Below are 20831 nucleotides of genomic sequence, written 5' to 3' on the forward strand. Positions count from 1 at the left end.
CTAAACACTTAGTACAAAACAGATTATAAAAAATCTACAGCTTTAATCGTATTGTCATCATTTAGGTAAATCTCCTGTATTGTGGATCGCCAAAAAGAACGCCTGTTTTCGAGCGAAAGAGAGTTGTACATCTGCCGAAAATCAGTTTGCAGCAATTCTTCTATGTATCGTGTATTGCGAGCTTCTTCTTTTTGTTGGCATGGGTTGGAAGAATGCACGTATTCTTCTTCGAGCCGGTTGTATTCCGTATCGTAATATTCAAAAGAGATCCGCCCCTTTTGAAATAACAAATTTAATCGTTCCATTTCTTTTCTAAGCTTTTTCGGATCTTTCGCTTTCTTTTGCTTTTTTAACTCTTCGCTGATCTGGTTGGTGCGGACCTTATACTTTTCGTACTCTCTTTCAAGATTTTCGAGCAGATATTTTTCGATAAGGTTCTGGCTTACCCTATGCCTATACGTGCAAATATGATCAATAAGCGCTCTGTTGCAACGGTAGTAGCAGTATGTTCTTTTTTCTCCGGTTTTACGGTTGATAATTGATGAGCATCCGGTGCCAACTAATTTCTGTCCGCACACAGGACAGCGCATCAAACCTGTAAATAGGTATATTCTACCAGACGGCGTGTTTTTAATATTTCTTTTCGATATAGTTTGCATCTCATCCCATTCTTTTTCTGACAGGTATGCTGGACAATAAGGGTATCCTCTGTACGTCCCTTTATAAAATTCGCTGGATAACATCGTCCGTAACATGCCATAGCTAAAATCAATTCCATAGGTTTCCTGCATGTACCGGATAGCGCCCTTCTTGGAGTTATGATTTCTAAAATATTCAAAAAAATCTTCCACCATGTGTTCTGTTTCCGAATCTTTAACCATGCATTTCTTTCCATCTACAACACCTGTTTTATAACCAAAAGGCATATTTGCATCTCCAAATATTAGCTTTTTCTGTCTTATAGATGCTTCATTCACAAATTTAATTCGCTCGGATGTGGTGTCTACTTCGTTTTGACCGATCGACAGCACTACATTTAACTGCAATCGTCCGTCTCTGGTCTCCATGTTTATTCCTGGCTCGGAAACCGAGATCCAACGCACTCCATGCTCATCAAGTACATCCTGGACCTTATAGAAATCTGACAGATTTCGAAACCATCTGTCGAGTCTCCAGAAAATTATCACATCAATTTTATCCCTTTTTACGTCCTCTACAAGAGCGTGTATGGCTTTTCTTTTCTTCAATTCTTTTCTGGCAGTCTTTCCCTCGTCCGCATAGACACCTACTATAGACATATTGTTGTCTGTTGCGTATTGCTCCAGGCATTCTTTCTGTGCTTGCAGAGACTTGCCATGTACGCTCTGCTCAAATGTGGAGACGCGGATGTATATGGCACACCGCAGTATTTTTTCTGGCATTTGCATCACTCTCCTTTTGTAAAATATATTTAAAATTGGTACAAAAATAACAGCCAGCGCAAAACATATGTTCCGCTTGCGTGACTGCCCCGAAGATGATACAATATTCGTGGATTTCAATCGCATATCTTCGGATATGTATACCGTCTCTGTTGGCGCAGGGGCGGTTTTTATTTTATTGTGGTGGATGGCAAATGCCGCACGGTTCATAAACTCCGCGTACCTCAGACAGATGTTTTTCTATCTTAGATTTCAAAGTTCTGCATCCAGCGCTATGATACTTTGCCCCAGTGTTTGTTATATACACGATGGGGTCATCTTGGCTTTGCTGTGCAGCCTGCTCTTGTGCTGCTTGCGCTGCAGCTTGCTCTTGTGCAATCCTTTCCTGTTCAGCAGCCGCAGCCTGTTCTTGCTCGATACGCGCCTGTTCAGCTGCTTGAGCTTCCTGTTCCAACCTAATCCGTTCTTCTTCCTCGGCTTTTATTCTCGCTTCTTCTTCCGGATCTATAACGGTAATAGTTTTCGAACTGCTTTTAATTTCTCCATTCGCCGTAAAAAATAGTGATGCATTCCCAGAACCCGTAAATGTAATGACGGCTTTTCCGTCCTTATATTCGAGATCTGCGATATTATTTTCGGATAATTCCAAGCTTTCGATTTTTGCGTCCGACGGGCTTGGAGTAATTTTCACCTCCGTTACATCTCCGATATTAAATTCTTCTTTCCCCCACTCTGCAGATATAGAGTTCAATTCAGACGGAGATCCAAGCCATATAAAGATAATTAGAGATGTTGCAAACACAATCGAGCATATCACAGTATTCCTGATCCTGTATGGCCGGAATTTTTTGGATACAACACAGTATATCAATGCCGGTATCGCTGGTATCCATAAAAAAGAATACACTACAAGTGCAATAGAGAGCATTATCAGCAATGCAATAACACTAAGGCATCCACCACCACTCTTATTCGATGCTTTACTCATTGTTTTCCCCTTTTTTTCTTTAGTTTTTCCGTTTTTGGTTTCTGTGTAATACAGTCCGCTCCCTGGAATTCCAAAGCTTTTTGTCCGTTTTCCATCAGAATTAACAGTGTAGTGAATTCCTTTTCCACCAAACGTGAAGCTATGGCTATTCTTGTTAAGATTAAACTTTATACCGGGAGCAATTTTAAAACTTTTTCTGAAACGAAATCCCATTCCTTTCTTAATTCACCTTCTTTTTCTCTCCTGTACTTTTCCCGCAATTTATATATAAACGCCGAAGCGGTTATATCATTACCATTATTTACCTGTAGTTTCCAGATTTGGAATATACTACAATAATTACACTATGAAAATACTACTCGATAAGATCATGCACGATAAAAACCTATCTACTCGGCAAGTATCCATTGCAACTGGAATATCAAAATCAACGATTAACCGCATTGCAAATGGTAAAATATCGCCGACAGCTGACACGCTGGAATTGCTTGCCAAGGGCTTAAAAGTCCGAATTTCCGACCTTATCGACTCTCCATATCAATAAGTGTCCCACATCTGGGACGATTGTCCATTTTCGCGTAAGTTTCCCGAATTTTAACTGTTTATTTAATAGAGGGCAAAACATTGCCACAAAATAATAGAACAAATGTTCGAACAAAATATTGATTTTTGTCCCCTGAGATAGTATTATATGTTCAGGGATTTCGAACGAGTGTTTTTGTAGTTAGGAGGGACTCACGATGGACGAATTAAATATCTTGTTATCCAAGCTCAACGGTAATGATTATAAAATCATCCGGCAGCTTGTTTCGATATTACATAGGTATCTGGAGCGAAGAGGGAGACTTTAGTCTTCCCCTTTTTTATTCAATCCAGATCCTACGCTTTTAAAATACTCTCTTATAACAAGTTTTGACTTCTCATCCATTTCCTGATATTTCTTCATCATTTCTATAATAATATCGTAAAAAGGATTTCCGACGCCGTCGTATTCAAGCAAGTCTTCTACGTAGTGGCCTACTTCATCAGATGGCTGTTTAAACATTTCTCCATTTCCGGATCTTAACCACTCTTCGTTCACGCTGTATTTATTGCATAAATCAGAAATAACTCTATCACTCGGAATTGCTTTTCCTATTTCATATGTAGCAATCGTATTTCTTTTTAATCCAAGTTTATCAGCAAGTTCTTGCTGCGTTATTCCTATTGTCTTGCGCAGCTCTTTTATGCGCTCATTCATTGGCACACCTCCTATTCAATGTAGATTATAAACTACAGAGAGATAAATGTCAATTAAAAAATGTTGAAAAAATCAACAAAAAGGTATTGACAAAGTTGATTAACCGACGTACAATAGTCGTACAACAACAAAACAACAACACAAACAAACCGAAAGTGAGGAAATGGAAATGAAAACAAAAGAAGAATTTGGATTTTACATTAGAAAGACAGTTATAAAAAATCTGCTATCAGCTCACAGGAAGATATCAGATCGCGGGAATGTGAAATCTCTTATTATTTTAACAAAATTTATTTTAAAGATTTCCAATCAATTCAATGATATGTTGATTGATCTTGGGCTTGAAGAAAATGACAACAGCTCTGATAAACCGCCGGACGCATTCTGGCACTGTAATGCAGCCGAAGCCGGTTCCGAGCCCGGAAATGCAGAGGACAGAATATAAGGAAGGAGGAGTGAAGAGATGCATGAAATTTTTTGCACACGCAAAACATTTTTAAAAGGAGAATCCATCGCAGCAATATCTTTTGAGCTTCCCGAAAAAGAGTGGGAAGAATTGAAAGAAACGCAAGGATGGCAATTCGTAGAAAGATTTTTAAATCGAAAGAGAAAAGGGGTTGTAAATAATTTCGAACTTTTAAAAGCGATTAGTGCTGAACGAGAATTCAGTGAGATGATCATTGCGTTGGCGGAAGAATTTAAAACGCCTGAAAAGCTGGAAGAGGCTTTAAAAAAGGAAATTTCAGAGGAAGAGCTGCGACATACATTAGAAGCAGCTCAAGAAAGTGATTATCCTCTATTCTTTTCAGGCATGCAGTAAGCACAGCCGTTTCTGTTTACAGCAAGCATGGAAGCAAAAATCACAGCTTCTGTATAAGTGTCGCAGTTAAAAACATGTTCTGGTTTTATTTCATCGATTTGACATTGCGGTGTTTCGCGGTCTAGATCGTGAATTTCTCCAGTGTTTTTGTTTAAAACAAATTGCTTTCCGTTAAAAGGTGAATTACAACGTCTCATAAAATCGCTCCTTTCGTAATACTCAGGCATGGCAGTGCCCTGTATTTACAGTATAGGAGATAAACGAAAAGAAAGCAATCCCGCCACGGAGGTTACGACGGCAATAAAAATAGGAGGTAAAAGGTATTGAATGAATTATTTGCAATCAACACAGACGGTAGCGAACCAACCGTATCTGCCAGAGATCTTCATAAGGCTCTTGGGATCAGAAAAAGATTTTCCGAATGGTTCGAAAAGAATTCGCAAGGATTTATTGAGAATGAGGATTTCTCCAACCCGTACCTGAAAGTACGAGTTCAGATCGAGGGTGGAAGAGAAGTACAGAGAGAGGTTGAAGATTTTGATTTGTCAGTAGACATGGCAAAGCACATCTGCCTAATGAGCAGAACTGACAAAGGGAGAGAATGCAGACAAAGATTAATTGACCTCGAAAAAGCATGGAACACACCAGAACAGGTAATGGCAAGAGCCTTAAAGACGGCAGGAAAGACCATTGACAGCCTAAAAGACAGGTGCAAATTCCTCGGAGGGCAGGTTGTGGAACAGCAGAAATTGATCGAGGAAATGACACCAAAAGCGAACTATGTTGACCATATTCTGGAATCAAAATCGTTGGTAGCAACTACGCAGATCGCCAAAGACTATGGAATGTCAGCGGTGCGATTTAACCGGATTCTGAACGATATGAAAATCCAGTACAAGGTTAATAAACAGTGGGTGCTCTACTCAAAATATCAGAATTGCGGCTATGTGCATAGTAAAACAATCGATATTACAAGGAGCAACGGAGATCCGGATGTAACAATGCAGACGCAGTGGACACAGAAAGGGCGCTTGTTTTTATACGAGGAGCTTAAGAAAAACGGCATCTATCCAGTAATTGAGCTGAACGCAGCATAAGGAGGTACGCATGAGCGATAAAGATAAAAAAGAAATTGCAGAAATGGTAAGAAAGGCAAAGCATCTGGCAGAAAATGATCCGCAGGGATTTATGCTCGCTAAAAATAGTATAGATATTTTAAAGGCGAGATCTGACATGGATGCAGTAGATGAAAAAGAGAATAACTAGGACAACATATCTCGGACAATCCATCCAGCATACATAGTAGAGAGGTGATTTTATGAAGCCAGATATGGAAAAAATCATGCAAGTGTTGATATCTCTTATCGAAGAACAGGAACATGTGAAAATTGATTACACACTCGAAAAGAGGACAGAAGAGGAAACCGCCTAGGCGGTAGAAGGGAGGACAAGCTATGAAAAGGCTAACAGTAAACAAGATCGAGAAATTTATCCAGACACTGGAATCCACAGAAAGGCTTGGTTGGTATTCTGAGGAGCAAAAGTTGCACGCAATCGCCTGTTTAAACAATTACTGCAGGGAACTGGAGTATCAAGGAAGAAAATCCGTGAAATTAAAGGAGGAAGAACATGGAAATTAAAGGAACTTACCATTGCCAGACTACTCAACAGCCCAACGCTTTAAACAGTTGGGATATCCGGTCAGTCTCCGTAGAGCTGCCAGAAGAAAAGGACAAGCCTTACTGGATCAGAGCTGGAGTGGCAGTGATCGGGTTTATCTTGGTGATGCTGGCGTGGTATCTAGCAGTCGGGTATTAAAAAAGAGTGCTGTCACAGGGCGGCAACCCTCGAGCACTCAAGAAATTAAATCATTTAAATTGTAGACGAAAAGGAGAGAAATGTAAATGAAAAAATTTGAATTAACCAGAGAATTTGTAACTTTTTTAGGAAAGAAGCTCTTTAGAATCAAGGCTCTTGTGTCGTTTGGTGACGTAAAAGAAGGAGAATTGGGTGGCCTTGTAGAGAAAGAAGAGAACCTTGATCAGTCCGGTAACGCTTGGGTATACGGTAACGCTCAGGTATCCGGTGACGCTTGGGTATGCGGTGACGCTCAGGTATACGGTGACGCTCGGGTATGCGGTAACGCTTGGGTATACGGTAACGCTCAGGTATACGGTGACGCTCGGGTATACGGTGACGCTCGGGTATACGGTAACGCTTGGGTATACGGTAACGCTTGGGTATACGGTAACGCTTGGGTATACGGTAACGCTTGGGTATGCGGTGACGCTCAGGTATACGGTGACGCTTGGGTATGCGGTAACGCTTGGGTTCAAAACTGCCGCGATTATTCTGCTACAAGCTGTTTCGGGTCAGAAAATAGGACGACAACATTTTTCCGCACGAAAGACGGCGGAATCAGCGTGAGATGTGGATGTTTTTACGGAACACTTAATGAATTTAGAGAAAAGGTGAAAGAACGGCACGGAGACAGCCGGACTGCAAAGGAATATTTGATGTTAGCAGATTTGATGGAGTTTAGATTTCCCAAGGATGAGTAGGAGGATAAGCAATGGATAGAAAGAAAATGCATAAACTTTTGGACTTAGTTCTTGATATCCACGAGCGTGGAATAGGTGAGAACGGGTATCCGTACGTAAGCGTTGAATTTTCGAATTACGGTAGCAGAATATTTTTATGCGCACAAGAAAACGGATTTGTTGCTGATGGAAATTACGATTTGTTTGACGGGATTGCAACAGATAAGCAACTAGATGATGCAATCGTTTTGGCAAAAGTATTACTGGAAAAAGCAGTAGATATGGTGGGTAAATAATATGTGCGGATATACAGAAGAACTGGAAGAAATAACAGATCAAGAAGCGGCTGAAAAAGACAGATATTTTAGGGTGCGCAAAAGGCACTATCAGAATTATTGTGATTTTATGGAGGAAATAACAAGTGGCAACATTATACGAGATTGACGAAGAGATTTTAAATTGTGTAGATCAGGAAACAGGAGAGATTATCGACCCGGAAAAGCTGGCACAGTTGCAGATGGATTTTGATAAAAAGGTAGAGGGAATTGCTCTCTGGATCAAAAACCTCTTATCTGATGCAGAAGCAATCAAGGCAGAGAAAAACAAACTGGCTGACCGCCAGAAAACATGTGAAAACAAGGCAAGAAACTTGAAAGAATACCTGTCTGGTTATTTATGTGGTGAAAAATTTAAGACACCAAGAGTCAGCATTTCTTATCGAAAATCAGAGAGTGTAGAAGTGCAAGACGTTTCAAAGCTGGATGAAGAATACTTGAAGTTCACTGATCCAGAAGTGGACAAGACCAAGGTGAAAAAAGCCCTGAAAGATGGGGTTGAACTCTCTGGCGTTGTATTGGTGCAGAATAATAATATTCAGATTCGGTAGGGTGGAAATATGGAATTTAGGACATTAAAAGCGAATGAGATTGAATGCCGTATCGCAACGGTGAAGAGTAATGGGATATCGCTGCTACTATATAAAGACGCAAGGTGCGACATGAATATCTTGGATGAAACTGTAGGAAAGTTAAATTGGAAAAGAGAACACAGCAGAGACAACGCAAACTGCACCGTGAGTATATGGGATAACGATAAAGGCATCTGGGTTCCAAAAGAAGACACGGGAACAGAAAGCTTTACCGAAAAAGAAAAGGGTCTTGCATCTGACAGCTTTAAGAGAGCTTGCTTTAATTGGGGAATTGGGAGAGAGTTGTATACTGCCCCATTTATCTGGATTCCATCTGACTGGTGCGAAATAAAAGCTTCTGGCAGGAAAGATCAGAGAGGAAATGATGTTTTAACGTGCTACGACAAGTTTTCGGTGGAAAAAATATTATATGATGAAAATCGCTGTATTTCCGCAATTTCCATTGTTAAATTACTTAAAAATGGTGGAAAAGTCAGAGTTTTTGTTGCTGATAACAGGGAGAAAAAATGAAATTTACAGGAAAATTAAAAGGCCGTTTGATAGATTGCCACACTATCCTATTCGAATCCGTAGAGGACTTCCGACAAGCCTACGATGAACTGAAAGATTATGAGAAATTAACGCTTGAAATAAAGCCGTACAGAGCAAAGAGAAGCCTTGACGCAAACTCTTATTTGTGGGTGTTGCTGGATAAATTAGCGGAAAAGTTGGACATCACTAGGTGGCAAGCGTACCTAAATGAATTAAAATCCCACGGCGCTTTTGAGTACATACCGCTCCGGGAAAAAGACATCTATCTGGCACAGTCAGTGTTCCGGATTGTGATAGATCGTGGAGCACAGGAAGTAAAAGACCTGCAGGGAAGAGTGGAGACGCTGCACACTTTGCAGTGTTTTAAAGGCTCAAGCAAGTACAACAGCAAGGAAATGAGCCGGCTCATCAAGGGTGTGTTGGAAGATTGCAGAGAGGTCGGTATACCGGATGCAGATCTGCTGACACCAGATGAAAAAGAAGAGCTTAAGCAGAAATGGGGAATTGAACTATGAGCATTGATTACAGTGACATGGCATTCCCTAAGCCAAAGTGCAAGAAAAAGAAAAAAGGTCATCAAAGAGCATCCGGCAGACCAAAGAAGCTGTGGAGCATATTTACAGAAGATATGGATCACTGCATGTACACCAGAGCTTACGGAGTGGAGAGGCATCACATTTTCAGCCACACATCGAAAGAAATTGAGCTTTCGGAGGATTATGGTTTTATCGCTCCATTGAGACCAGACCTGCATCCAAACGGAACAAGGGCAGGGGAGAATGCATCAAAAGTTGACCGATACTTAAGAAAACGCTGCAAAGAGTATTATTTGCAGCACTACGGAACAGAAGAGCAGTTCCGACAAGAATTTCACTATGTTAGCAAAGGGTAACCTTTCGCTATAAATTGTAACCCGTTCATGGCTGCTGCACAGTACGTCACAAATACCTTAAGTAAGCCAGATTCATTGTCTCCCGGTAATTCCGGGAGCAGAAAGGAGAATAAATGGTAATTACAATTCCGGGCAAACCGGTTGGAAAAGCAAGACCGAGATTCCGCAGAGCCGGATTTAAAGTCATTACATATACGCCACCAGAAAATAAAAAGTACGAAAAGGAAGTTGCAAGGATTTACAAGCAGAGTATAGGCGTGCTTTACACGGACATCCCTCTGAGAGTCCGAATTTTGGCGAAATTTCCGATTCCCGAGAGCTGGTCTAAGAAGAATAAGGAGAAAGCTTTAAAAGGCGAAATAAAGCCGAATAAAAAGCCGGACTTAGATAATATCGCAAAAATCATTTTAGATGGACTGAATGGAGTTGCATATACGGACGATAAGCAGGTGACAAGTCTGGAAATCGAAAAAGTGTATTCTGATGAGCCTTGCGTGGTGGTCTATATTGCGGAGGATGAGTAATGGCAGAGGTTAAGTGGATCAAGATCACAACAGATATGTTTGATAATCGCAAAATCAAGCATCTGCGGAAATTACCGGACGGGAACAATATCGTCCTGATCTGGGTAATGCTACTCACGATGGCTGGTCGGTGTAATAGTAATGGAATGGTATTTTTAACGCAAAACATCCCGTACACGCCTAAAATGCTGGCAGATGAGCTGGACTTTGAAGAGAATACCGTGAAATTAGCCTTACAATCACTGGAGCAGCTTGAAATGATCGTGATGGACAATGGATTTTTCTCGATCCCCGGATGGGAGGAACACCAGAACGCAGAAGCGCTTGAAAAAATAAGGGAGCAGAACCGGATTAGGAAGCAAAAACAGAGGGAAAAACAAAAAATTGAGTGTGTCACGGAAATGTCACGTGACACAAGTGTGACAAATTTGGGAAGTCACGCTACAGATAAAGATAAAGAAGAAGATAAAGATATAGATAAAGAAAGAGATATAAGAGGTAATAGAGTGGATTATCAGCAAATAGCTGATATGTATAATGCCACTTGCGTGTCATTCCCTCGCTTAACACGATTGTCTGAAAAAAGAAAACGGGCAATTAAAGCAAGATTAAGAAAATATTCCATTGATGACATTCAAAGAGTATTTGAGATCGCAGAAGAAAGCGACTTTCTAAAAGGCGAAAATAACCGGAATTGGTCAGCAACCTTTGACTGGATGATGAATGACACGAATATGGCAAAGATTCTGGATGGGAATTATAAGAATAAAAATATAAAACCAACAAAACCGCCGGTAGGGGAATGTGGAACAGGAGAGTGAAAGAATGAAAAAACAAACATTTGAAGATATCCTATACATGATTAAAAGATCGTGTGACAAACATTTTACACAAGGAACTGTTTACGATGGAATGAAACCGGAAATTGTAAGGTGTGCTACAGATATTTACATTGAGCAGATGCGACAGAACGGAGGAAAGGAAGATGAGCAGAGAAATCCTTTTTAAAGCAAAGAGAAAAGACAATGGAGAATGGGTGGAAGGGTATGTTGTTGCATATCCTTCTGGAAAAGTGGAAATACACAAAATTAGCAAAGAATTACCAGATATATTACTAAAATGCGAGATTGCTCCAAGTACTTTATGCCAGTACACCGGACTTACCGACAAAAACGATAAGAAGATCTGGGAGAATGATATTCTCAGATATAGTTATGACTATGATGGAAGTCCGTTTTTAAAAGATGGCGAAGAGATAAAATATCGTGTAGGTGCTGTGTTTTGGAGCGAATGGAGGGGATCATGGGCAGTATGTGGACGAGGAAATAAAAAATGCACCAATAACGATGTTTTTAAATATAATCGGAATCCAAATAGAACGGAAGTTATCGGAAATATCTTTGATAATCCAGAGCTGTTGGAGGTGGAGTGATGAACGCATTAGAGAAAATCGTGGAAGAAATCGAATCCATGAAAAATGACGCCTACGAAACCTTAAAGGAAGAAAAGAAAAGACATGGAGCGAGCAAAACAGCAGAAGAACTGGAAAGCTATATTTATGGGCTGACTTGTGCAGTAGATATTGTGGAGAAGTATGTGGATAAGGAGAATGCGGAATGAAAATTAAAGCGTGTCCATTTTGCGGATGCCGTGACAGAAGAGTCAGAATCCGGAGAATGGGAGGCAAAGGATATAGGGTAGTGTGCGGTGCTTGCGGAGCATCTGGGCCTTATGCGGCAATTAAGGCGTGGTGGGATGACAAGATGATTGCACAGGATGCAGCAAGGCAAGGATGGAATAATAGGCAGGAGGAATAACATGGACATTTTAATCACAATCGCATTCCTGACCCTTTACTACATATTGGGACTGGGAACCGTGATTACTTTAAAGACAGGATTGGAAGAGGATGTAGAGCTGGAACCGATTGACTATTTAATGGCACTATTTTTTCCACTTGTGCCGTTTGTGGTGTTTTTGGACTGGATAGTGCGGAAATTATGGAGGTAAAAAAGATGAGATTTAACTGGGAAGAATTTAAGGATGCAGATAATAAGATTGCAGTACACTGTAAGACAGAAGAGGAAGCGAAAGACTTCTGCAAGCAGATGCACAAACATAGGATGAAGTGGTGTAACGGAAAAAGTTATTTGAAAAATACAAATTATATGCGCAACGAAGGAACGTGTTATTACGGAAACGGAGAATATTCGACTCGTGATTTTGCGGAAAAGTACAATTATAAAATCTTAGAATGGAGTGATTACATGGACAAAGAATTTACCAAGTCAGATTTAAAAGACGGAATGGTGGTCGAATATAATGATAACTATTTCGGGAAAAGACTTGTTATAGGCGGCTTTTTGATTGGCGAAGATGGATATTCGGATTTGGGAGACTATAACGAAAACTTAAAAAATGTGGCAAGCGGTTTAGAAATAGTTAGGGTATATAAGATTAAATGCATGGGAAAAATTAGCAGTATCATGGAAGACCACAACCTTGAACTCATCTGGGAGCGCAAAGAACCAAAGAAAATGACAGTGGAAGAAATGCGACAGAAGTTGGAAGAACTGACAGGAGAGGAAATTGAGGTGACGGCATGACCAGAGAAACCATGAAACACAGAAGGGAGACAGCAGACCCCGTGAGAAAGATAGAAGCATACAAGATGGCAACGAGAAAGCCCTGTGAGACAGCTTTAAAGCAAAAGGGGCATAAAGCCTTTGCCTGCGACTTTAAAGGCGGTGAGAGGGCGAATAAGGACACTCTGGAATACATTGCAGAAAAGCATAACATCAAAGAACCGATTCCGGGAGGTGATTAAGGTGGACAAGAAAACACTGAAAAAGTACAAACCAAACAAAGATAGACTTATCCGGATTGAGAACCAGATACAAGAACTCTGCGAACGGGAACCAACTGTTGTTATGGGGAAAGTAACTGGATCCAGTGCAGATTTCCCATACACGGAAGTGCGAACATCAGTCCAGATGTATGATCCTTACGAAGACGAGAATGTAAGACAGCAGATTAGGCGAAAAGAAGCGGACAGGCTGCGGATCCTGAAAGAGCAAGAAGAAGTCGAAGACTACATAAATGGGATTGATGATCCGGAGATTAAAGAGATATTTGAGTTGCACTATCTTGAGGGGAAAACCCAGCAAAAAGTCGCAGATGAAATTGGATATACCCAGGCGCGAGTATCGCAGATTATAAGCGCACAGCTTAAAGATTTATAGCATTTATATTTTACTTATGCTATAATTATCCTAGAACGATTGTATATTGTTCTAAAACAATCTTTCCAAACATTCAGAACACCGCCGGACTTTTACCCTTTCTTGTCTGGCGGTGTTTTTATGCCGTGGTCAGTTGGGACAAGCGGGTTCGAACCCCGCGCACGGTTTAGTAGCATATCATGGTAAATATTAAAAATCCGGAATGCCGTGGAAGTGCTACGAGTGATATCACAAAACGCAGATATCCGCAGATCTGCAAAACAAACAAAAATAGATTCAGCAATCTATATTTAGTGTAATCAGCGTACCCGAGTGCGGATAGGGTAAAGGATGTCGATAAAGGGCATCCTATGGGTGTATAGCTCAGTTGGCAGAGCAATCGGCTGTTAACCGATGTGTCGTAGGTTCGAGTCCTGCTATACCCGTTGCGGACTACTGCAAGGTTTCCTCCTTTTTCTTATAAATTTTGATTGTGTATTTGGTTATTTTGGTTTTTGTTGGCATTTGTAATTCTTTCGAGCAGTAGTCCTAAATTCTTGGCATCCAGAGATGGGTGCTTTTTGTTTGGAGGGGAAAATGAAATATACAAACCTAAGAAATTATGAAAATCTACAAAAAGCAATAATGGAAGGGAGCGGAGATTATGATATTCCAGTAATTTTCCCGCAAGAATTTCATGGAGATTGTCAGTTCATCCCTTTTAATGCTGCTAAAACTATCAAAAACAGAAAAGGAAAAGCAGTTCATTTTTTTGTGGATGACTATCAATTCGTAAGATTGTGGTCAAATATCGATGCGTATATTCCGATGCTTCAAGAGTTTGAGTATGTGCTCGCACCGGATTTTAGTTTGTATTCAGATTATCCGAAAGCAATCCAGATCTACAACCATTACCGAAAACACTGGTGTGGCGCTTACATGCAAATGACGGGTATTAAAGTAATCCCTACAATCGCATGGAGTGATAAAGAGTCGTTTAACTGGTGCTTTGACGGAGAGCCAGAAGGTGGAACAGTAGCTGTATCAAGTGTTGGATGCATGAAGAATAAAGATAGCAAGAAGTTATTTATTGACGGATACAAAGAAATGGTTACAAGGCTTCAGCCGGAGACCATTATTTTTTATGGACAAATACCGGATGTGTGTATGGGGAATATTGTTAGAGTAAAAGCATTTGCAGATAAATTCAACGAGGTGAAATGTAATGGGTGGTAGAGGAAGCTCGAGCGGGCTAAGCAGAAAAGGCGGCGGAATGTCGTTTGATACAAGTAAATTGAGCGGAAGCGAAAAACAAAAAGCGTGGGCGAAGGAAATTGTTGATAGTGCTTTCAGGACTGTTAATAACAATATAAGAATAAACACCACAGGAATACGCGGACAAAATGCGCATTCGAAAGAAATGGCAAATAACTACAAAAAGATAGGGCAAGAAATTAAGCAGAAACTTAATACATTTACGAGTGCTTCACAAGTAATAGATATCAGAAGCACAATAAGTTCTAAAAATATCAACGATATGGCGAATAGATGGACTATACAAAACATGAACAAGAAGAATAAAAAATAATGAAAGAGGTGAGTCGGATGGCGAAAGGTAAATATCAGGAATGGCTAGAGCCGGAAGGCTTGCTAAAAATAGAGGGATGGGCTAGAGATGGTCTAACGGATGAGCAGATTGCTCAGAATATGGGGGTTGCTTATTCGACATTTAGAACGTGGAGGGATAAGTATTCGGCACTTTCGGCAGTCCTAAAAAAGAATAAGGATGTTGCTGACAGGCAAGTAGAAAATTCTTTGTTTGAAAGGGCACTCGGCGGCACTCATGAAGTAAGAAAAACTTTCAAGGTAAAAGAGAAGTATTACGATGAGCATGGGAAATTATGCGAAAAAGAGAAACTTGTACAAGCAACGGATGAGGTATATATACCGGGAGATACAACAGCGCAGATTTTCTGGCTCAAGAACCGGAAACCAGACAAGTGGAGAGATAAGCAGGAATACGAGGACAGAACAGCAATTGAAAAGCTGGATGAAATCTTGAAAGGAATGCATGACAATGCAGCTAAGCAAAAAACAGAATGAATACATCATAAACGCAACTCATAGATGGAATATCAAGTCCGGAGCGGTTCGTTCTGGAAAGTCTTTTGTTGATACTGCTTATATCGTGCCTAAAAGAATCCGAGAGAGAGCTGGACTTCCCGGCTTAAATGTAATCATGGGTGTCTCCAAAGAATCCATAGAGCGAAACGTGCTCCAACCGATGAGAGAGATCTATACCAGCGATCTGATCGGGAACATTAACAACCGGAATGTGGCAAGAGTATGCGGAGAGGATGTCTATTGTCTCGGAGCGGAAAAGGTCAGTCAGGTTGCAAAGATACAGGGAGCGTCCATTAAGTACTGCTATGGTGATGAGATCGCAAAATGGAACAAAGAGGTGTTCCAGATGCTTAAATCCCGTCTCGATAAGACGTACTCCTGCTTTGATGGAGCTTGCAACCCGGAACATCCGACGCACTGGCTCAAAGAGTTCATCGACAATGTAGAGCTGGACATCTATCTCCAAAAGTACACGATATTTGATAATCCATTTCTGGATCCAGAATTTGTTAAGCAACTCTGTAAGGAATATGATGGTACAATCTATTATGACCGCCTCATCCTTGGCTTGTGGAAACGAGCTGACGGGGCGATCTACAAGCGGTTTGCGGACAACCCAGAAGCGTTCAAATGCGAAATTGTGGATGAGTTCTCTCCAGACTCAGAGTATAAGCAGTTCCGAAAGGAAGATATCACATCAATCGAGATCGGCTTGGATTTTGGCGGTAATCAATCCGGCCACTCATTCGTTGCCAGAGGATATACGGATAATTACAGAGATGTAATTGCGCTAAAATCCCGTAGAATTACGGCGAAAGATGAAAAAGAAGACATCGACAGCAATAGGTTGAATGAGTTGTTTTGCGAATTTATCCGAGAAGTAATAGAACAATATTCGGTATGCGTGAAAAGTGGAGATTATGTACAGTATTGCAACGTAGAATCCGTATTTTGGGATAATGCAGAAACAGTCCTCGGTAATTCCATTCGAAATGCAGTAGAAAAAGAATTTCCGTGGATCGCTGTCAAACCAGCAAAGAAAAGACCAATTAACGACAGAATCAGATGCACCGTCAAGCTCATGGGGGCTGGGCGGTTTTTTATTACGAGCGATTGCGAAAGTTTGCAAACGGCTCTTTCTGATGCAGTGTGGGACAAAGAAGTAAAGGACAAAGACGAACGCTTGGACGATGGCAGCACTGACATTGACAGCTTGGATGCGTTTGAGTACACGATCGAACGCGACATGAAATACCTAATTGAAGAGGTGGAAAATGTTTGATGGGATTAAAAGACTTTGGAAAGGAATCATGAGGATGTTTGGGTATACAACATTAAAACAGATTATCGGCAAGGATATCGCACTATCCAACGACATGATAGATGCAATCAACAGATGGAGACAGATGTTAAATGGTGATGCAGATTGGATCTCTGACAGCATTGTTTCCCTCGGGATTGAAGATGGAATCTGCCGAGAGTTTGCAGACTGTGCACTTGTGGAAATGGAAACCAATGTAAGTAATGAACGTCTGGACAAGATCTATCAGAAGAATATCACGAGTCTGAATGAGAACCTACAGGAAGGCCTTGCGCTTGGGTCATTCGTTTTGAAACCACTGGGAGAATCGGCTGCCGAATTTATCTCAGCCGACAAGATCATACCGATCAGTTTTGGGGATGATGGAAAGCCGAATGATATTGCATTTCTGACCGTAAAAAAGGTTGGGGACGCTGATTATTTCACGAGGCTTGAACGGCACTATTTCATTGGCGGGAATCTGACCATAGAAAACAAGTGTTTCCATTCTCAGACAGCGAATGATATCGGTCTTCCATGCAGCCTAGAAGCGGTGGAAGAATGGGAGAATATCCTACCTGGACCGATTACATACCCAGGAATGAACCGTATGGACTTTGGGTATTACCGTAATCCAATCAAAAATAAAATAGATGGTTCCGCATGTGGTGTATCAGTGTACGAATCTGCCGCTGAACTGATTCGGAAAGCGGATACACAGGGAGCAAGACTTGATTGGGAATACGAATCTGGAGAGCGTGCTATCCATGTGGATAATAGAGCACTTAAGCAAGATAAGGCAACCGGGAAGTTTGGACTTCCGAAACTCAAAAACAAGCTGTACCGTGGAATGAATCTGGATGTCGGGAAAGACCAAGAATTATTAAAGGAATACTCCCCAGAAATGAGGGACGAAGCCTTTAAGCGCGGGTTGGAGGAATACAAGCGAGAGATCGAGTTTTCTGTAGGTCTTGCTTATGGAGACCTGTCAGATGCGCAGGAAGTAGCGAAAACAGCCACGGAAATTAAAGCATCAAAGAACCGCAAGTACAACCGAGTGACGGCGATCCAGAACAACTTATACGATTGCTTAGAGGACTTTGCCGCAGGGCTTGCATTCTACAACAGTATGCTTAATTCGGGATATGAGTTCTCTTGCAAATTCAACGATTCCATACTGACCGATGAGGAAACAGAGCGTCAGCAGGACAGACAGGACGTGAGTATGGGAGTGATGTCGCATTTGGAATACCGCATGAAGTGGTACAACGAGGACGAAGCCACAGCGAAAAAGATGTTGCCAGAGCAGATCGAAGTAATGGAGTAGGTGAACCAATTGAGGGAAGACTACAAAAAGCAGCTATCCGGACAGATCGAGAAGCATTTTCTTGATTTGGAACAGATGATTCTCGAGGACATTGTTCGCCGGATTAAAAAAGCGGGAAAAATCACAAGCACAGCCGACTGGCAGATTAACCGACTACAGATTATTGGGTACTCTTCTGAGGACATCGAAAAGATGATTAAAACTGCTCTAAACCTGTCCTATCCGGAAGTGTTTGAGCTGTACGACAAGGTAATCGACTGGGAATATGTCCGTAATAAAGACATCTACGAGCAGGTCAATGCAGAATATATCCCCTACGAGGATAATAAGGAGTTGCAACAGCTTACAGATGGATTCATCCGGCAGAGCAATGATGATCTGCGGAACGTCACAAAGTCCATGGGATTTTATGTGGATTATGGCGGCGGTAGGCTCGTTATGACTCCATTGTCCGACATCTACCAAGGATATCTCGACCAAGCTATTACAGGGGTTGTATACGGCACGTTTGACTACAATACCATGATTCGCAAGGTGGTTACTCAACTCACAAAAAGCGGACTCAGAAGCATTGACTACGCTTCTGGGTGGCATAGCAGGGTAGATGTGGCGGCAAGGAGAGCGGTTATGACGGGTGTGTCACAGCTTACCGGGAAAATATCAGAAATGAACGCCGATAAGCTTGGGACAGAGCATTACGAAGTCGCGTGGCACGCCGGAGCGAGACCATCACACGCTGTCTGGCAAGGGAAGGTCTGGTCAAAGGAACAACTTGTTACGGTATGTGGTCTTGGAACAGTCACTGGACTGCTTGGAGCGAACTGCTATCACGAATATTACCCGTTTGTGAAAGGCGTCTCGGAGCGGAATTGGTCTGATTCTTGGCTTGCAGAGCAGAACCGAAAGGAAAGTATACCTAAGACGTTTAACGGCAAGGAATACACCTTATACGAAGCCAGACAGCAACAGAGGAAAATGGAAACCGCTATGAGGGCACAGAGAGAAAAGGCTGTGCTACTAAAACAGGGCGGAGCTGATCCAGACGATGTGATGCTTGCGAAAGCAAAGTATCAAGGACAACTGGGAGAATACACCAGATTTTGCAAGAAAATGGGTCTACAACAAGAAAGAGAGCGCATCTATTACGATATGCGCGGCAGAGTGGCACCCGTACCAAAACGATTTAGGAGGTTTAGGAAATGAGTAAAGTAAAAGTAATCAGACAGCCGACAGCGGAAGAAACATTGATTTTTGAATTTGAGACAGCATCATCCGAATTTCTGGTTAAGAATTTTACGGATGGTGATATTTACGCATCTCTGGAAAGGGACGCAACAAAAGAACAAAGCGTACTGATTCCGGCACAGACCGCACAGGTATTGCAGTACGGTTCCTACGGTGGTGGAAAGAGCAACATCGTCCAGATCATCCCCACAGCAACCTCAGAAAAAGGAGTAGAAGTACAATGCTTAAAATGGTAGATGGAACAGGAATCATAGGAGTGGATATGATCTGCCCTCTAGGAGTCTCCACTCCACAGCCACCGAATTATGACAGGGTAGAGCTAGAGGGTACAGGGATGCTGGTACTTCCGAACAGCTTGGATGCACCGCTTGAGAGGTTGGAGCTTGGTGGGAAGACGGAGCAGGTGCAGACTACTGGGAAGAATTTGCTTCCGGACAAATTTTCGATCTATGCAGAGGGAAAAAGCAAGACAAATCTCAAATTGCAGATTGGAAACTATGTATATAGCTCAAAAACGTCAAAGAACTTGTATATATTACACGAAGACAAAAGCAACATTACGAATGGATGGACTGCTACTAACAAGTTTAATTTTAAAATTGATAAAGAAGAAACTATTGAGGTCAGAATAGAAACAGAAAACCCGCTAGAAATTCTACCGATGATTAGGGAGGAGACTGAGTTGGATTCCTACGAACCCTATACAGGCGGTAAACCATCCACAAGCCCAGAATATCCGCAGGAAATCAAGAGTGTCGGAAAGTGGAATGATGAGAAGCAGAAGTATGAAGTGGATGTGAAGGTAAGTAACTGTGGCTATTTGCAAAAAGGTTCATATGCCGACAAAATAAGACCTCTTCCATTAGAAAAAGGTAAAACGTATAGAATTTATATTGATGTAAAATCTGCTGTTGTGAATGCAGGTATATTGAATGAAGAAAGAACATTTGCTAATTCTGGACAACTTTATGCTTATTATAATTCCAGAGGATATCCGATTAGCAGCACTGGCGTTGTAAGCGGTATCTGTAGATTGCCGAACTCATTATATAGAGGTTATACATTCACTGTGACCGTAGATGGATTATTTTTGTACCAAGGAGTTAATGCTAAGATTCTTAATACCGATAATGCTTATGTTGCATATGACTTTATTAAAAAAGTTGATATAAGTTCTCCGTATACTGAGAAAGAGTCGGTTGTTTTAACTTCCGACCGCCCTATTACAAAATGGGATAAGCTCGTGGAGCAGGGCGGAGAGATTGGGTGGTTGTATCAGTCGGCAATCGATACAGACATACGACCATCCCGGACAGATTTGTTCCCGTATGGTTTTAAACTTTATAAAAACCACAGTAATGGTGTGTATACGTATACTGTAACCAACATAAAAAAGATAAAAGGTTATCAAACATCTTATTGTAAGCAATTTAAAAATGTGGATGGATCGTATAATACCGGAGAATTATACCGCTACTCTGATCAACCAAGTATGCAATCACAGTATTTTAATACGGATATTGCGACAAAAGAAGAGTTTATTAAGTGGATGGAAAATAACCCATTAACAATGGTTTACAAAACTGAGGAAACCGAATTCGTCCCCCTACCACAATCCGAACAAAACGCTATCCGAGCATTAAAAACCTACTACCCTACCACAGTCATCACAGCGGACGGAGGGGAGCTTGACCCCGATATTAAAGTAACATACCGAAAGGAGAAGTAAT

35 protein-coding genes and 1 tRNA gene are annotated in these 20831 nt (G+C 41.3%); 32 read left to right on the plus strand and 4 right to left on the minus strand.

Features of this window, described 5'->3' with window-relative positions:
- Window positions 1-23: 23 nt before the first annotated feature.
- Window positions 24-1631, minus strand: coding sequence for a recombinase family protein (locus FXV78_RS10840; protein ID WP_004843109.1), 1608 nt, complete (start codon window positions 1629-1631; stop codon window positions 24-26).
- A complete protein-coding gene (locus tag FXV78_RS10845) occupies window positions 1597-2622 on the minus strand; it encodes a DUF4236 domain-containing protein (RefSeq protein ID WP_004843111.1) in 1026 nt (341 codons plus the stop codon). Before FXV78_RS10845 ends, FXV78_RS10840 begins: the two co-directional genes overlap by 35 nt.
- A gap of 157 nt (window positions 2623-2779) precedes the next feature.
- Here FXV78_RS10845 and FXV78_RS18855 point away from each other — a divergent pair, with 157 nt between their 5' ends.
- Window positions 2780-2953, plus strand: coding sequence for a helix-turn-helix domain-containing protein (locus FXV78_RS18855; protein WP_233447415.1), 174 nt, complete (start codon window positions 2780-2782; stop codon window positions 2951-2953).
- 303 nt (window positions 2954-3256) lie between these two features.
- On the opposite strand, the gene FXV78_RS10855 is transcribed toward FXV78_RS18855, so the two are convergent.
- Entirely contained in the window at window positions 3257-3649 is a 393-nt protein-coding gene (locus FXV78_RS10855; RefSeq protein ID WP_004843115.1) for a helix-turn-helix domain-containing protein, read from the minus strand.
- Window positions 3650-3818: 169 nt separating this feature from the next.
- Here FXV78_RS10855 and FXV78_RS10860 point away from each other — a divergent pair, with 169 nt between their 5' ends.
- Together FXV78_RS10860 and FXV78_RS10865 are read left to right on the plus strand one after the other, a co-directional pair.
- Window positions 3819-4094, plus strand: a complete 276-nt coding sequence (locus FXV78_RS10860) for a hypothetical protein (RefSeq protein ID WP_039959728.1) — start codon at window positions 3819-3821, stop codon at window positions 4092-4094.
- An 18-nt stretch (window positions 4095-4112) separates the two neighbouring features.
- Window positions 4113-4469: a hypothetical protein gene (locus FXV78_RS10865; RefSeq protein WP_004843117.1), complete on the plus strand. Its 357-nt coding sequence runs from the start codon at window positions 4113-4115 to the stop codon at window positions 4467-4469.
- Here FXV78_RS10865 and FXV78_RS10870 read toward each other — a convergent pair.
- On the minus strand, window positions 4439-4666 hold the full coding sequence (locus tag FXV78_RS10870; RefSeq protein WP_039959730.1) for a hypothetical protein: 228 nt from the start codon (window positions 4664-4666) through the stop codon (window positions 4439-4441). The genes FXV78_RS10865 and FXV78_RS10870 overlap by 31 nt on opposite strands.
- Window positions 4667-4792: 126 nt before the next feature.
- Between FXV78_RS10870 and FXV78_RS10875 the strand changes: the two genes are divergently transcribed.
- From FXV78_RS10875 to FXV78_RS11010, 29 genes are all read left to right on the plus strand, one after another.
- The gene (locus FXV78_RS10875; RefSeq protein ID WP_004843118.1) at window positions 4793-5566 is read left to right on the plus strand and encodes a phage antirepressor KilAC domain-containing protein; all 774 of its coding nucleotides are present in this window, start codon (window positions 4793-4795) and stop codon (window positions 5564-5566) included.
- 10 nt (window positions 5567-5576) lie between these two features.
- The gene (locus FXV78_RS17935) at window positions 5577-5735 is read left to right on the plus strand and encodes a hypothetical protein (RefSeq protein ID WP_004843119.1); all 159 of its coding nucleotides are present in this window, start codon (window positions 5577-5579) and stop codon (window positions 5733-5735) included.
- A gap of 188 nt (window positions 5736-5923) precedes the next feature.
- Window positions 5924-6109, plus strand: a complete 186-nt coding sequence (locus FXV78_RS10880) for a hypothetical protein (RefSeq protein ID WP_004843123.1) — start codon at window positions 5924-5926, stop codon at window positions 6107-6109.
- Complete coding sequence (locus tag FXV78_RS10885) at window positions 6099-6287, plus strand: hypothetical protein (RefSeq protein WP_004843125.1); 189 nt, start codon at window positions 6099-6101, stop codon at window positions 6285-6287. The genes FXV78_RS10880 and FXV78_RS10885 overlap by 11 nt, the downstream gene beginning before the upstream one ends.
- An 86-nt stretch (window positions 6288-6373) precedes the next feature.
- Window positions 6374-7030 carry an LbetaH domain-containing protein gene (locus FXV78_RS10890; RefSeq protein WP_004843126.1) on the plus strand — a complete coding sequence of 219 codons (657 nt, stop codon included), beginning with the start codon at window positions 6374-6376 and terminating at the stop codon, window positions 7028-7030.
- Window positions 7031-7041: 11 nt separating this feature from the next.
- A complete protein-coding gene (locus FXV78_RS10895; protein ID WP_004843127.1) occupies window positions 7042-7305 on the plus strand; it encodes a hypothetical protein in 264 nt (87 codons plus the stop codon).
- A gap of 125 nt (window positions 7306-7430) precedes the next feature.
- A complete protein-coding gene (locus tag FXV78_RS10900) occupies window positions 7431-7895 on the plus strand; it encodes a siphovirus Gp157 family protein (protein WP_004843129.1) in 465 nt (154 codons plus the stop codon).
- 9 nt (window positions 7896-7904) lie between these two features.
- The gene (locus FXV78_RS10905) at window positions 7905-8447 is read left to right on the plus strand and encodes a hypothetical protein (protein ID WP_004843130.1); all 543 of its coding nucleotides are present in this window, start codon (window positions 7905-7907) and stop codon (window positions 8445-8447) included.
- Window positions 8444-8983 carry a NinB/YbcN family protein gene (locus tag FXV78_RS10910; RefSeq protein ID WP_004843131.1) on the plus strand — a complete coding sequence of 180 codons (540 nt, stop codon included), beginning with the start codon at window positions 8444-8446 and terminating at the stop codon, window positions 8981-8983. Before FXV78_RS10905 ends, FXV78_RS10910 begins: the two co-directional genes overlap by 4 nt.
- Complete coding sequence (locus tag FXV78_RS10915) at window positions 8980-9360, plus strand: hypothetical protein (protein ID WP_004843132.1); 381 nt, start codon at window positions 8980-8982, stop codon at window positions 9358-9360. The genes FXV78_RS10910 and FXV78_RS10915 overlap by 4 nt, the downstream gene beginning before the upstream one ends.
- 113 nt (window positions 9361-9473) lie before the next feature.
- Complete coding sequence (locus FXV78_RS10920) at window positions 9474-9884, plus strand: RusA family crossover junction endodeoxyribonuclease (protein WP_004843133.1); 411 nt, start codon at window positions 9474-9476, stop codon at window positions 9882-9884.
- A complete protein-coding gene (locus tag FXV78_RS10925; RefSeq protein WP_004843134.1) occupies window positions 9884-10705 on the plus strand; it encodes a phage replisome organizer N-terminal domain-containing protein in 822 nt (273 codons plus the stop codon). Before FXV78_RS10920 ends, FXV78_RS10925 begins: the two co-directional genes overlap by 1 nt.
- Before the next feature lie 4 nt (window positions 10706-10709).
- On the plus strand, window positions 10710-10892 hold the full coding sequence (locus tag FXV78_RS10930) for a hypothetical protein (RefSeq protein ID WP_004843135.1): 183 nt from the start codon (window positions 10710-10712) through the stop codon (window positions 10890-10892).
- Window positions 10870-11316, plus strand: a complete 447-nt coding sequence (locus tag FXV78_RS10935) for a YopX family protein (protein WP_004843136.1) — start codon at window positions 10870-10872, stop codon at window positions 11314-11316. Before FXV78_RS10930 ends, FXV78_RS10935 begins: the two co-directional genes overlap by 23 nt.
- On the plus strand, window positions 11316-11504 hold the full coding sequence (locus FXV78_RS10940) for a hypothetical protein (RefSeq protein ID WP_004843137.1): 189 nt from the start codon (window positions 11316-11318) through the stop codon (window positions 11502-11504). Before FXV78_RS10935 ends, FXV78_RS10940 begins: the two co-directional genes overlap by 1 nt.
- Window positions 11501-11701 (plus strand): Lar family restriction alleviation protein, encoded by a 201-nt coding sequence (locus FXV78_RS10945; protein ID WP_004843138.1) that lies wholly within the window; start codon window positions 11501-11503, stop codon window positions 11699-11701. Before FXV78_RS10940 ends, FXV78_RS10945 begins: the two co-directional genes overlap by 4 nt.
- 1 nt (window position 11702) lies before the next feature.
- The gene (locus FXV78_RS10950) at window positions 11703-11894 is read left to right on the plus strand and encodes a hypothetical protein (protein ID WP_004843139.1); all 192 of its coding nucleotides are present in this window, start codon (window positions 11703-11705) and stop codon (window positions 11892-11894) included.
- A gap of 5 nt (window positions 11895-11899) precedes the next feature.
- The gene (locus FXV78_RS10955; protein ID WP_105084813.1) at window positions 11900-12490 is read left to right on the plus strand and encodes a hypothetical protein; all 591 of its coding nucleotides are present in this window, start codon (window positions 11900-11902) and stop codon (window positions 12488-12490) included.
- Window positions 12487-12711: a hypothetical protein gene (locus tag FXV78_RS10960; protein WP_004843141.1), complete on the plus strand. Its 225-nt coding sequence runs from the start codon at window positions 12487-12489 to the stop codon at window positions 12709-12711. The genes FXV78_RS10955 and FXV78_RS10960 overlap by 4 nt, the downstream gene beginning before the upstream one ends.
- Before the next feature lies 1 nt (window position 12712).
- The gene (locus FXV78_RS10965) at window positions 12713-13126 is read left to right on the plus strand and encodes a sigma factor-like helix-turn-helix DNA-binding protein (RefSeq protein WP_039959732.1); all 414 of its coding nucleotides are present in this window, start codon (window positions 12713-12715) and stop codon (window positions 13124-13126) included.
- A 352-nt stretch (window positions 13127-13478) separates the two neighbouring features.
- Window positions 13479-13551, plus strand: a tRNA-Asn gene (locus tag FXV78_RS10970).
- Window positions 13552-13702: 151 nt separating this feature from the next.
- A complete protein-coding gene (locus tag FXV78_RS10975) occupies window positions 13703-14341 on the plus strand; it encodes a DUF4417 domain-containing protein (RefSeq protein ID WP_039959733.1) in 639 nt (212 codons plus the stop codon).
- Complete coding sequence (locus tag FXV78_RS10980; protein ID WP_004843145.1) at window positions 14331-14693, plus strand: hypothetical protein; 363 nt, start codon at window positions 14331-14333, stop codon at window positions 14691-14693. Before FXV78_RS10975 ends, FXV78_RS10980 begins: the two co-directional genes overlap by 11 nt.
- Window positions 14694-14710: 17 nt before the next feature.
- On the plus strand, window positions 14711-15208 hold the full coding sequence (locus FXV78_RS10985; protein ID WP_039959750.1) for a transposase: 498 nt from the start codon (window positions 14711-14713) through the stop codon (window positions 15206-15208).
- On the plus strand, window positions 15183-16511 hold the full coding sequence (locus FXV78_RS10990) for a terminase large subunit domain-containing protein (protein WP_004843147.1): 1329 nt from the start codon (window positions 15183-15185) through the stop codon (window positions 16509-16511). Before FXV78_RS10985 ends, FXV78_RS10990 begins: the two co-directional genes overlap by 26 nt.
- Complete coding sequence (locus tag FXV78_RS10995) at window positions 16504-17856, plus strand: hypothetical protein (protein WP_004843148.1); 1353 nt, start codon at window positions 16504-16506, stop codon at window positions 17854-17856. The genes FXV78_RS10990 and FXV78_RS10995 overlap by 8 nt, the downstream gene beginning before the upstream one ends.
- The gene (locus FXV78_RS11000) at window positions 17857-19059 is read left to right on the plus strand and encodes a phage minor capsid protein (RefSeq protein WP_004843149.1); all 1203 of its coding nucleotides are present in this window, start codon (window positions 17857-17859) and stop codon (window positions 19057-19059) included.
- Window positions 19056-19337 carry a hypothetical protein gene (locus FXV78_RS11005; protein WP_004843150.1) on the plus strand — a complete coding sequence of 94 codons (282 nt, stop codon included), beginning with the start codon at window positions 19056-19058 and terminating at the stop codon, window positions 19335-19337. The genes FXV78_RS11000 and FXV78_RS11005 overlap by 4 nt, the downstream gene beginning before the upstream one ends.
- The gene (locus tag FXV78_RS11010) at window positions 19322-20830 is read left to right on the plus strand and encodes a hypothetical protein (RefSeq protein WP_004843151.1); all 1509 of its coding nucleotides are present in this window, start codon (window positions 19322-19324) and stop codon (window positions 20828-20830) included. Before FXV78_RS11005 ends, FXV78_RS11010 begins: the two co-directional genes overlap by 16 nt.
- Window position 20831: the final 1 nt, after the last annotated feature.

The organism is Mediterraneibacter gnavus ATCC 29149 (assembly GCF_008121495.1).
GTDB classification, from domain to species: Bacteria; Bacillota; Clostridia; order Lachnospirales; family Lachnospiraceae; genus Mediterraneibacter; species Mediterraneibacter gnavus.

What these genes read in the sequence shown, in the direction of transcription:
- FXV78_RS10995 (WP_004843148.1), top strand. Translation starts at nt 16,504, where the DNA reads ATGTTTGATGGGATTAAAAGACTTTGGAAAGGAATCATGAGGATGTTT.
- FXV78_RS10980 (WP_004843145.1), top strand. Translation starts at nt 14,331, where the DNA reads ATGGGTGGTAGAGGAAGCTCGAGCGGGCTAAGCAGAAAAGGCGGCGGA.
- FXV78_RS10890 (WP_004843126.1), top strand. Translation starts at nt 6,374, where the DNA reads ATGAAAAAATTTGAATTAACCAGAGAATTTGTAACTTTTTTAGGAAAG.
- FXV78_RS10950 (WP_004843139.1), top strand. Translation starts at nt 11,703, where the DNA reads ATGGACATTTTAATCACAATCGCATTCCTGACCCTTTACTACATATTG.
- FXV78_RS10870 (WP_039959730.1), bottom strand. Translation starts at nt 4,666, where the DNA reads ATGAGACGTTGTAATTCACCTTTTAACGGAAAGCAATTTGTTTTAAAC.
- FXV78_RS18855 (WP_233447415.1), top strand. Translation starts at nt 2,780, where the DNA reads ATGCACGATAAAAACCTATCTACTCGGCAAGTATCCATTGCAACTGGA.
- FXV78_RS10940 (WP_004843137.1), top strand. Translation starts at nt 11,316, where the DNA reads ATGAACGCATTAGAGAAAATCGTGGAAGAAATCGAATCCATGAAAAAT.
- FXV78_RS10840 (WP_004843109.1), bottom strand. Translation starts at nt 1,631, where the DNA reads ATGAACCGTGCGGCATTTGCCATCCACCACAATAAAATAAAAACCGCC.
- FXV78_RS17935 (WP_004843119.1), top strand. Translation starts at nt 5,577, where the DNA reads ATGAGCGATAAAGATAAAAAAGAAATTGCAGAAATGGTAAGAAAGGCA.
- FXV78_RS10985 (WP_039959750.1), top strand. Translation starts at nt 14,711, where the DNA reads ATGGCGAAAGGTAAATATCAGGAATGGCTAGAGCCGGAAGGCTTGCTA.
- FXV78_RS10955 (WP_105084813.1), top strand. Translation starts at nt 11,900, where the DNA reads ATGAGATTTAACTGGGAAGAATTTAAGGATGCAGATAATAAGATTGCA.
- FXV78_RS10865 (WP_004843117.1), top strand. Translation starts at nt 4,113, where the DNA reads ATGCATGAAATTTTTTGCACACGCAAAACATTTTTAAAAGGAGAATCC.
- FXV78_RS10945 (WP_004843138.1), top strand. Translation starts at nt 11,501, where the DNA reads ATGAAAATTAAAGCGTGTCCATTTTGCGGATGCCGTGACAGAAGAGTC.
- FXV78_RS10935 (WP_004843136.1), top strand. Translation starts at nt 10,870, where the DNA reads ATGAGCAGAGAAATCCTTTTTAAAGCAAAGAGAAAAGACAATGGAGAA.
- FXV78_RS10895 (WP_004843127.1), top strand. Translation starts at nt 7,042, where the DNA reads ATGGATAGAAAGAAAATGCATAAACTTTTGGACTTAGTTCTTGATATC.
- FXV78_RS10885 (WP_004843125.1), top strand. Translation starts at nt 6,099, where the DNA reads ATGGAAATTAAAGGAACTTACCATTGCCAGACTACTCAACAGCCCAAC.
- FXV78_RS10845 (WP_004843111.1), bottom strand. Translation starts at nt 2,622, where the DNA reads ATGGGATTTCGTTTCAGAAAAAGTTTTAAAATTGCTCCCGGTATAAAG.
- FXV78_RS10915 (WP_004843132.1), top strand. Translation starts at nt 8,980, where the DNA reads ATGAGCATTGATTACAGTGACATGGCATTCCCTAAGCCAAAGTGCAAG.
- FXV78_RS10990 (WP_004843147.1), top strand. Translation starts at nt 15,183, where the DNA reads ATGCAGCTAAGCAAAAAACAGAATGAATACATCATAAACGCAACTCAT.
- FXV78_RS10855 (WP_004843115.1), bottom strand. Translation starts at nt 3,649, where the DNA reads ATGAATGAGCGCATAAAAGAGCTGCGCAAGACAATAGGAATAACGCAG.
- FXV78_RS10960 (WP_004843141.1), top strand. Translation starts at nt 12,487, where the DNA reads ATGACCAGAGAAACCATGAAACACAGAAGGGAGACAGCAGACCCCGTG.
- FXV78_RS10975 (WP_039959733.1), top strand. Translation starts at nt 13,703, where the DNA reads ATGAAATATACAAACCTAAGAAATTATGAAAATCTACAAAAAGCAATA.
- FXV78_RS10925 (WP_004843134.1), top strand. Translation starts at nt 9,884, where the DNA reads ATGGCAGAGGTTAAGTGGATCAAGATCACAACAGATATGTTTGATAAT.
- FXV78_RS11005 (WP_004843150.1), top strand. Translation starts at nt 19,056, where the DNA reads ATGAGTAAAGTAAAAGTAATCAGACAGCCGACAGCGGAAGAAACATTG.
- FXV78_RS10905 (WP_004843130.1), top strand. Translation starts at nt 7,905, where the DNA reads ATGGAATTTAGGACATTAAAAGCGAATGAGATTGAATGCCGTATCGCA.
- FXV78_RS10880 (WP_004843123.1), top strand. Translation starts at nt 5,924, where the DNA reads ATGAAAAGGCTAACAGTAAACAAGATCGAGAAATTTATCCAGACACTG.
- FXV78_RS10910 (WP_004843131.1), top strand. Translation starts at nt 8,444, where the DNA reads ATGAAATTTACAGGAAAATTAAAAGGCCGTTTGATAGATTGCCACACT.
- FXV78_RS10920 (WP_004843133.1), top strand. Translation starts at nt 9,474, where the DNA reads ATGGTAATTACAATTCCGGGCAAACCGGTTGGAAAAGCAAGACCGAGA.
- FXV78_RS10860 (WP_039959728.1), top strand. Translation starts at nt 3,819, where the DNA reads ATGAAAACAAAAGAAGAATTTGGATTTTACATTAGAAAGACAGTTATA.
- FXV78_RS11010 (WP_004843151.1), top strand. Translation starts at nt 19,322, where the DNA reads ATGCTTAAAATGGTAGATGGAACAGGAATCATAGGAGTGGATATGATC.
- FXV78_RS10930 (WP_004843135.1), top strand. Translation starts at nt 10,710, where the DNA reads ATGAAAAAACAAACATTTGAAGATATCCTATACATGATTAAAAGATCG.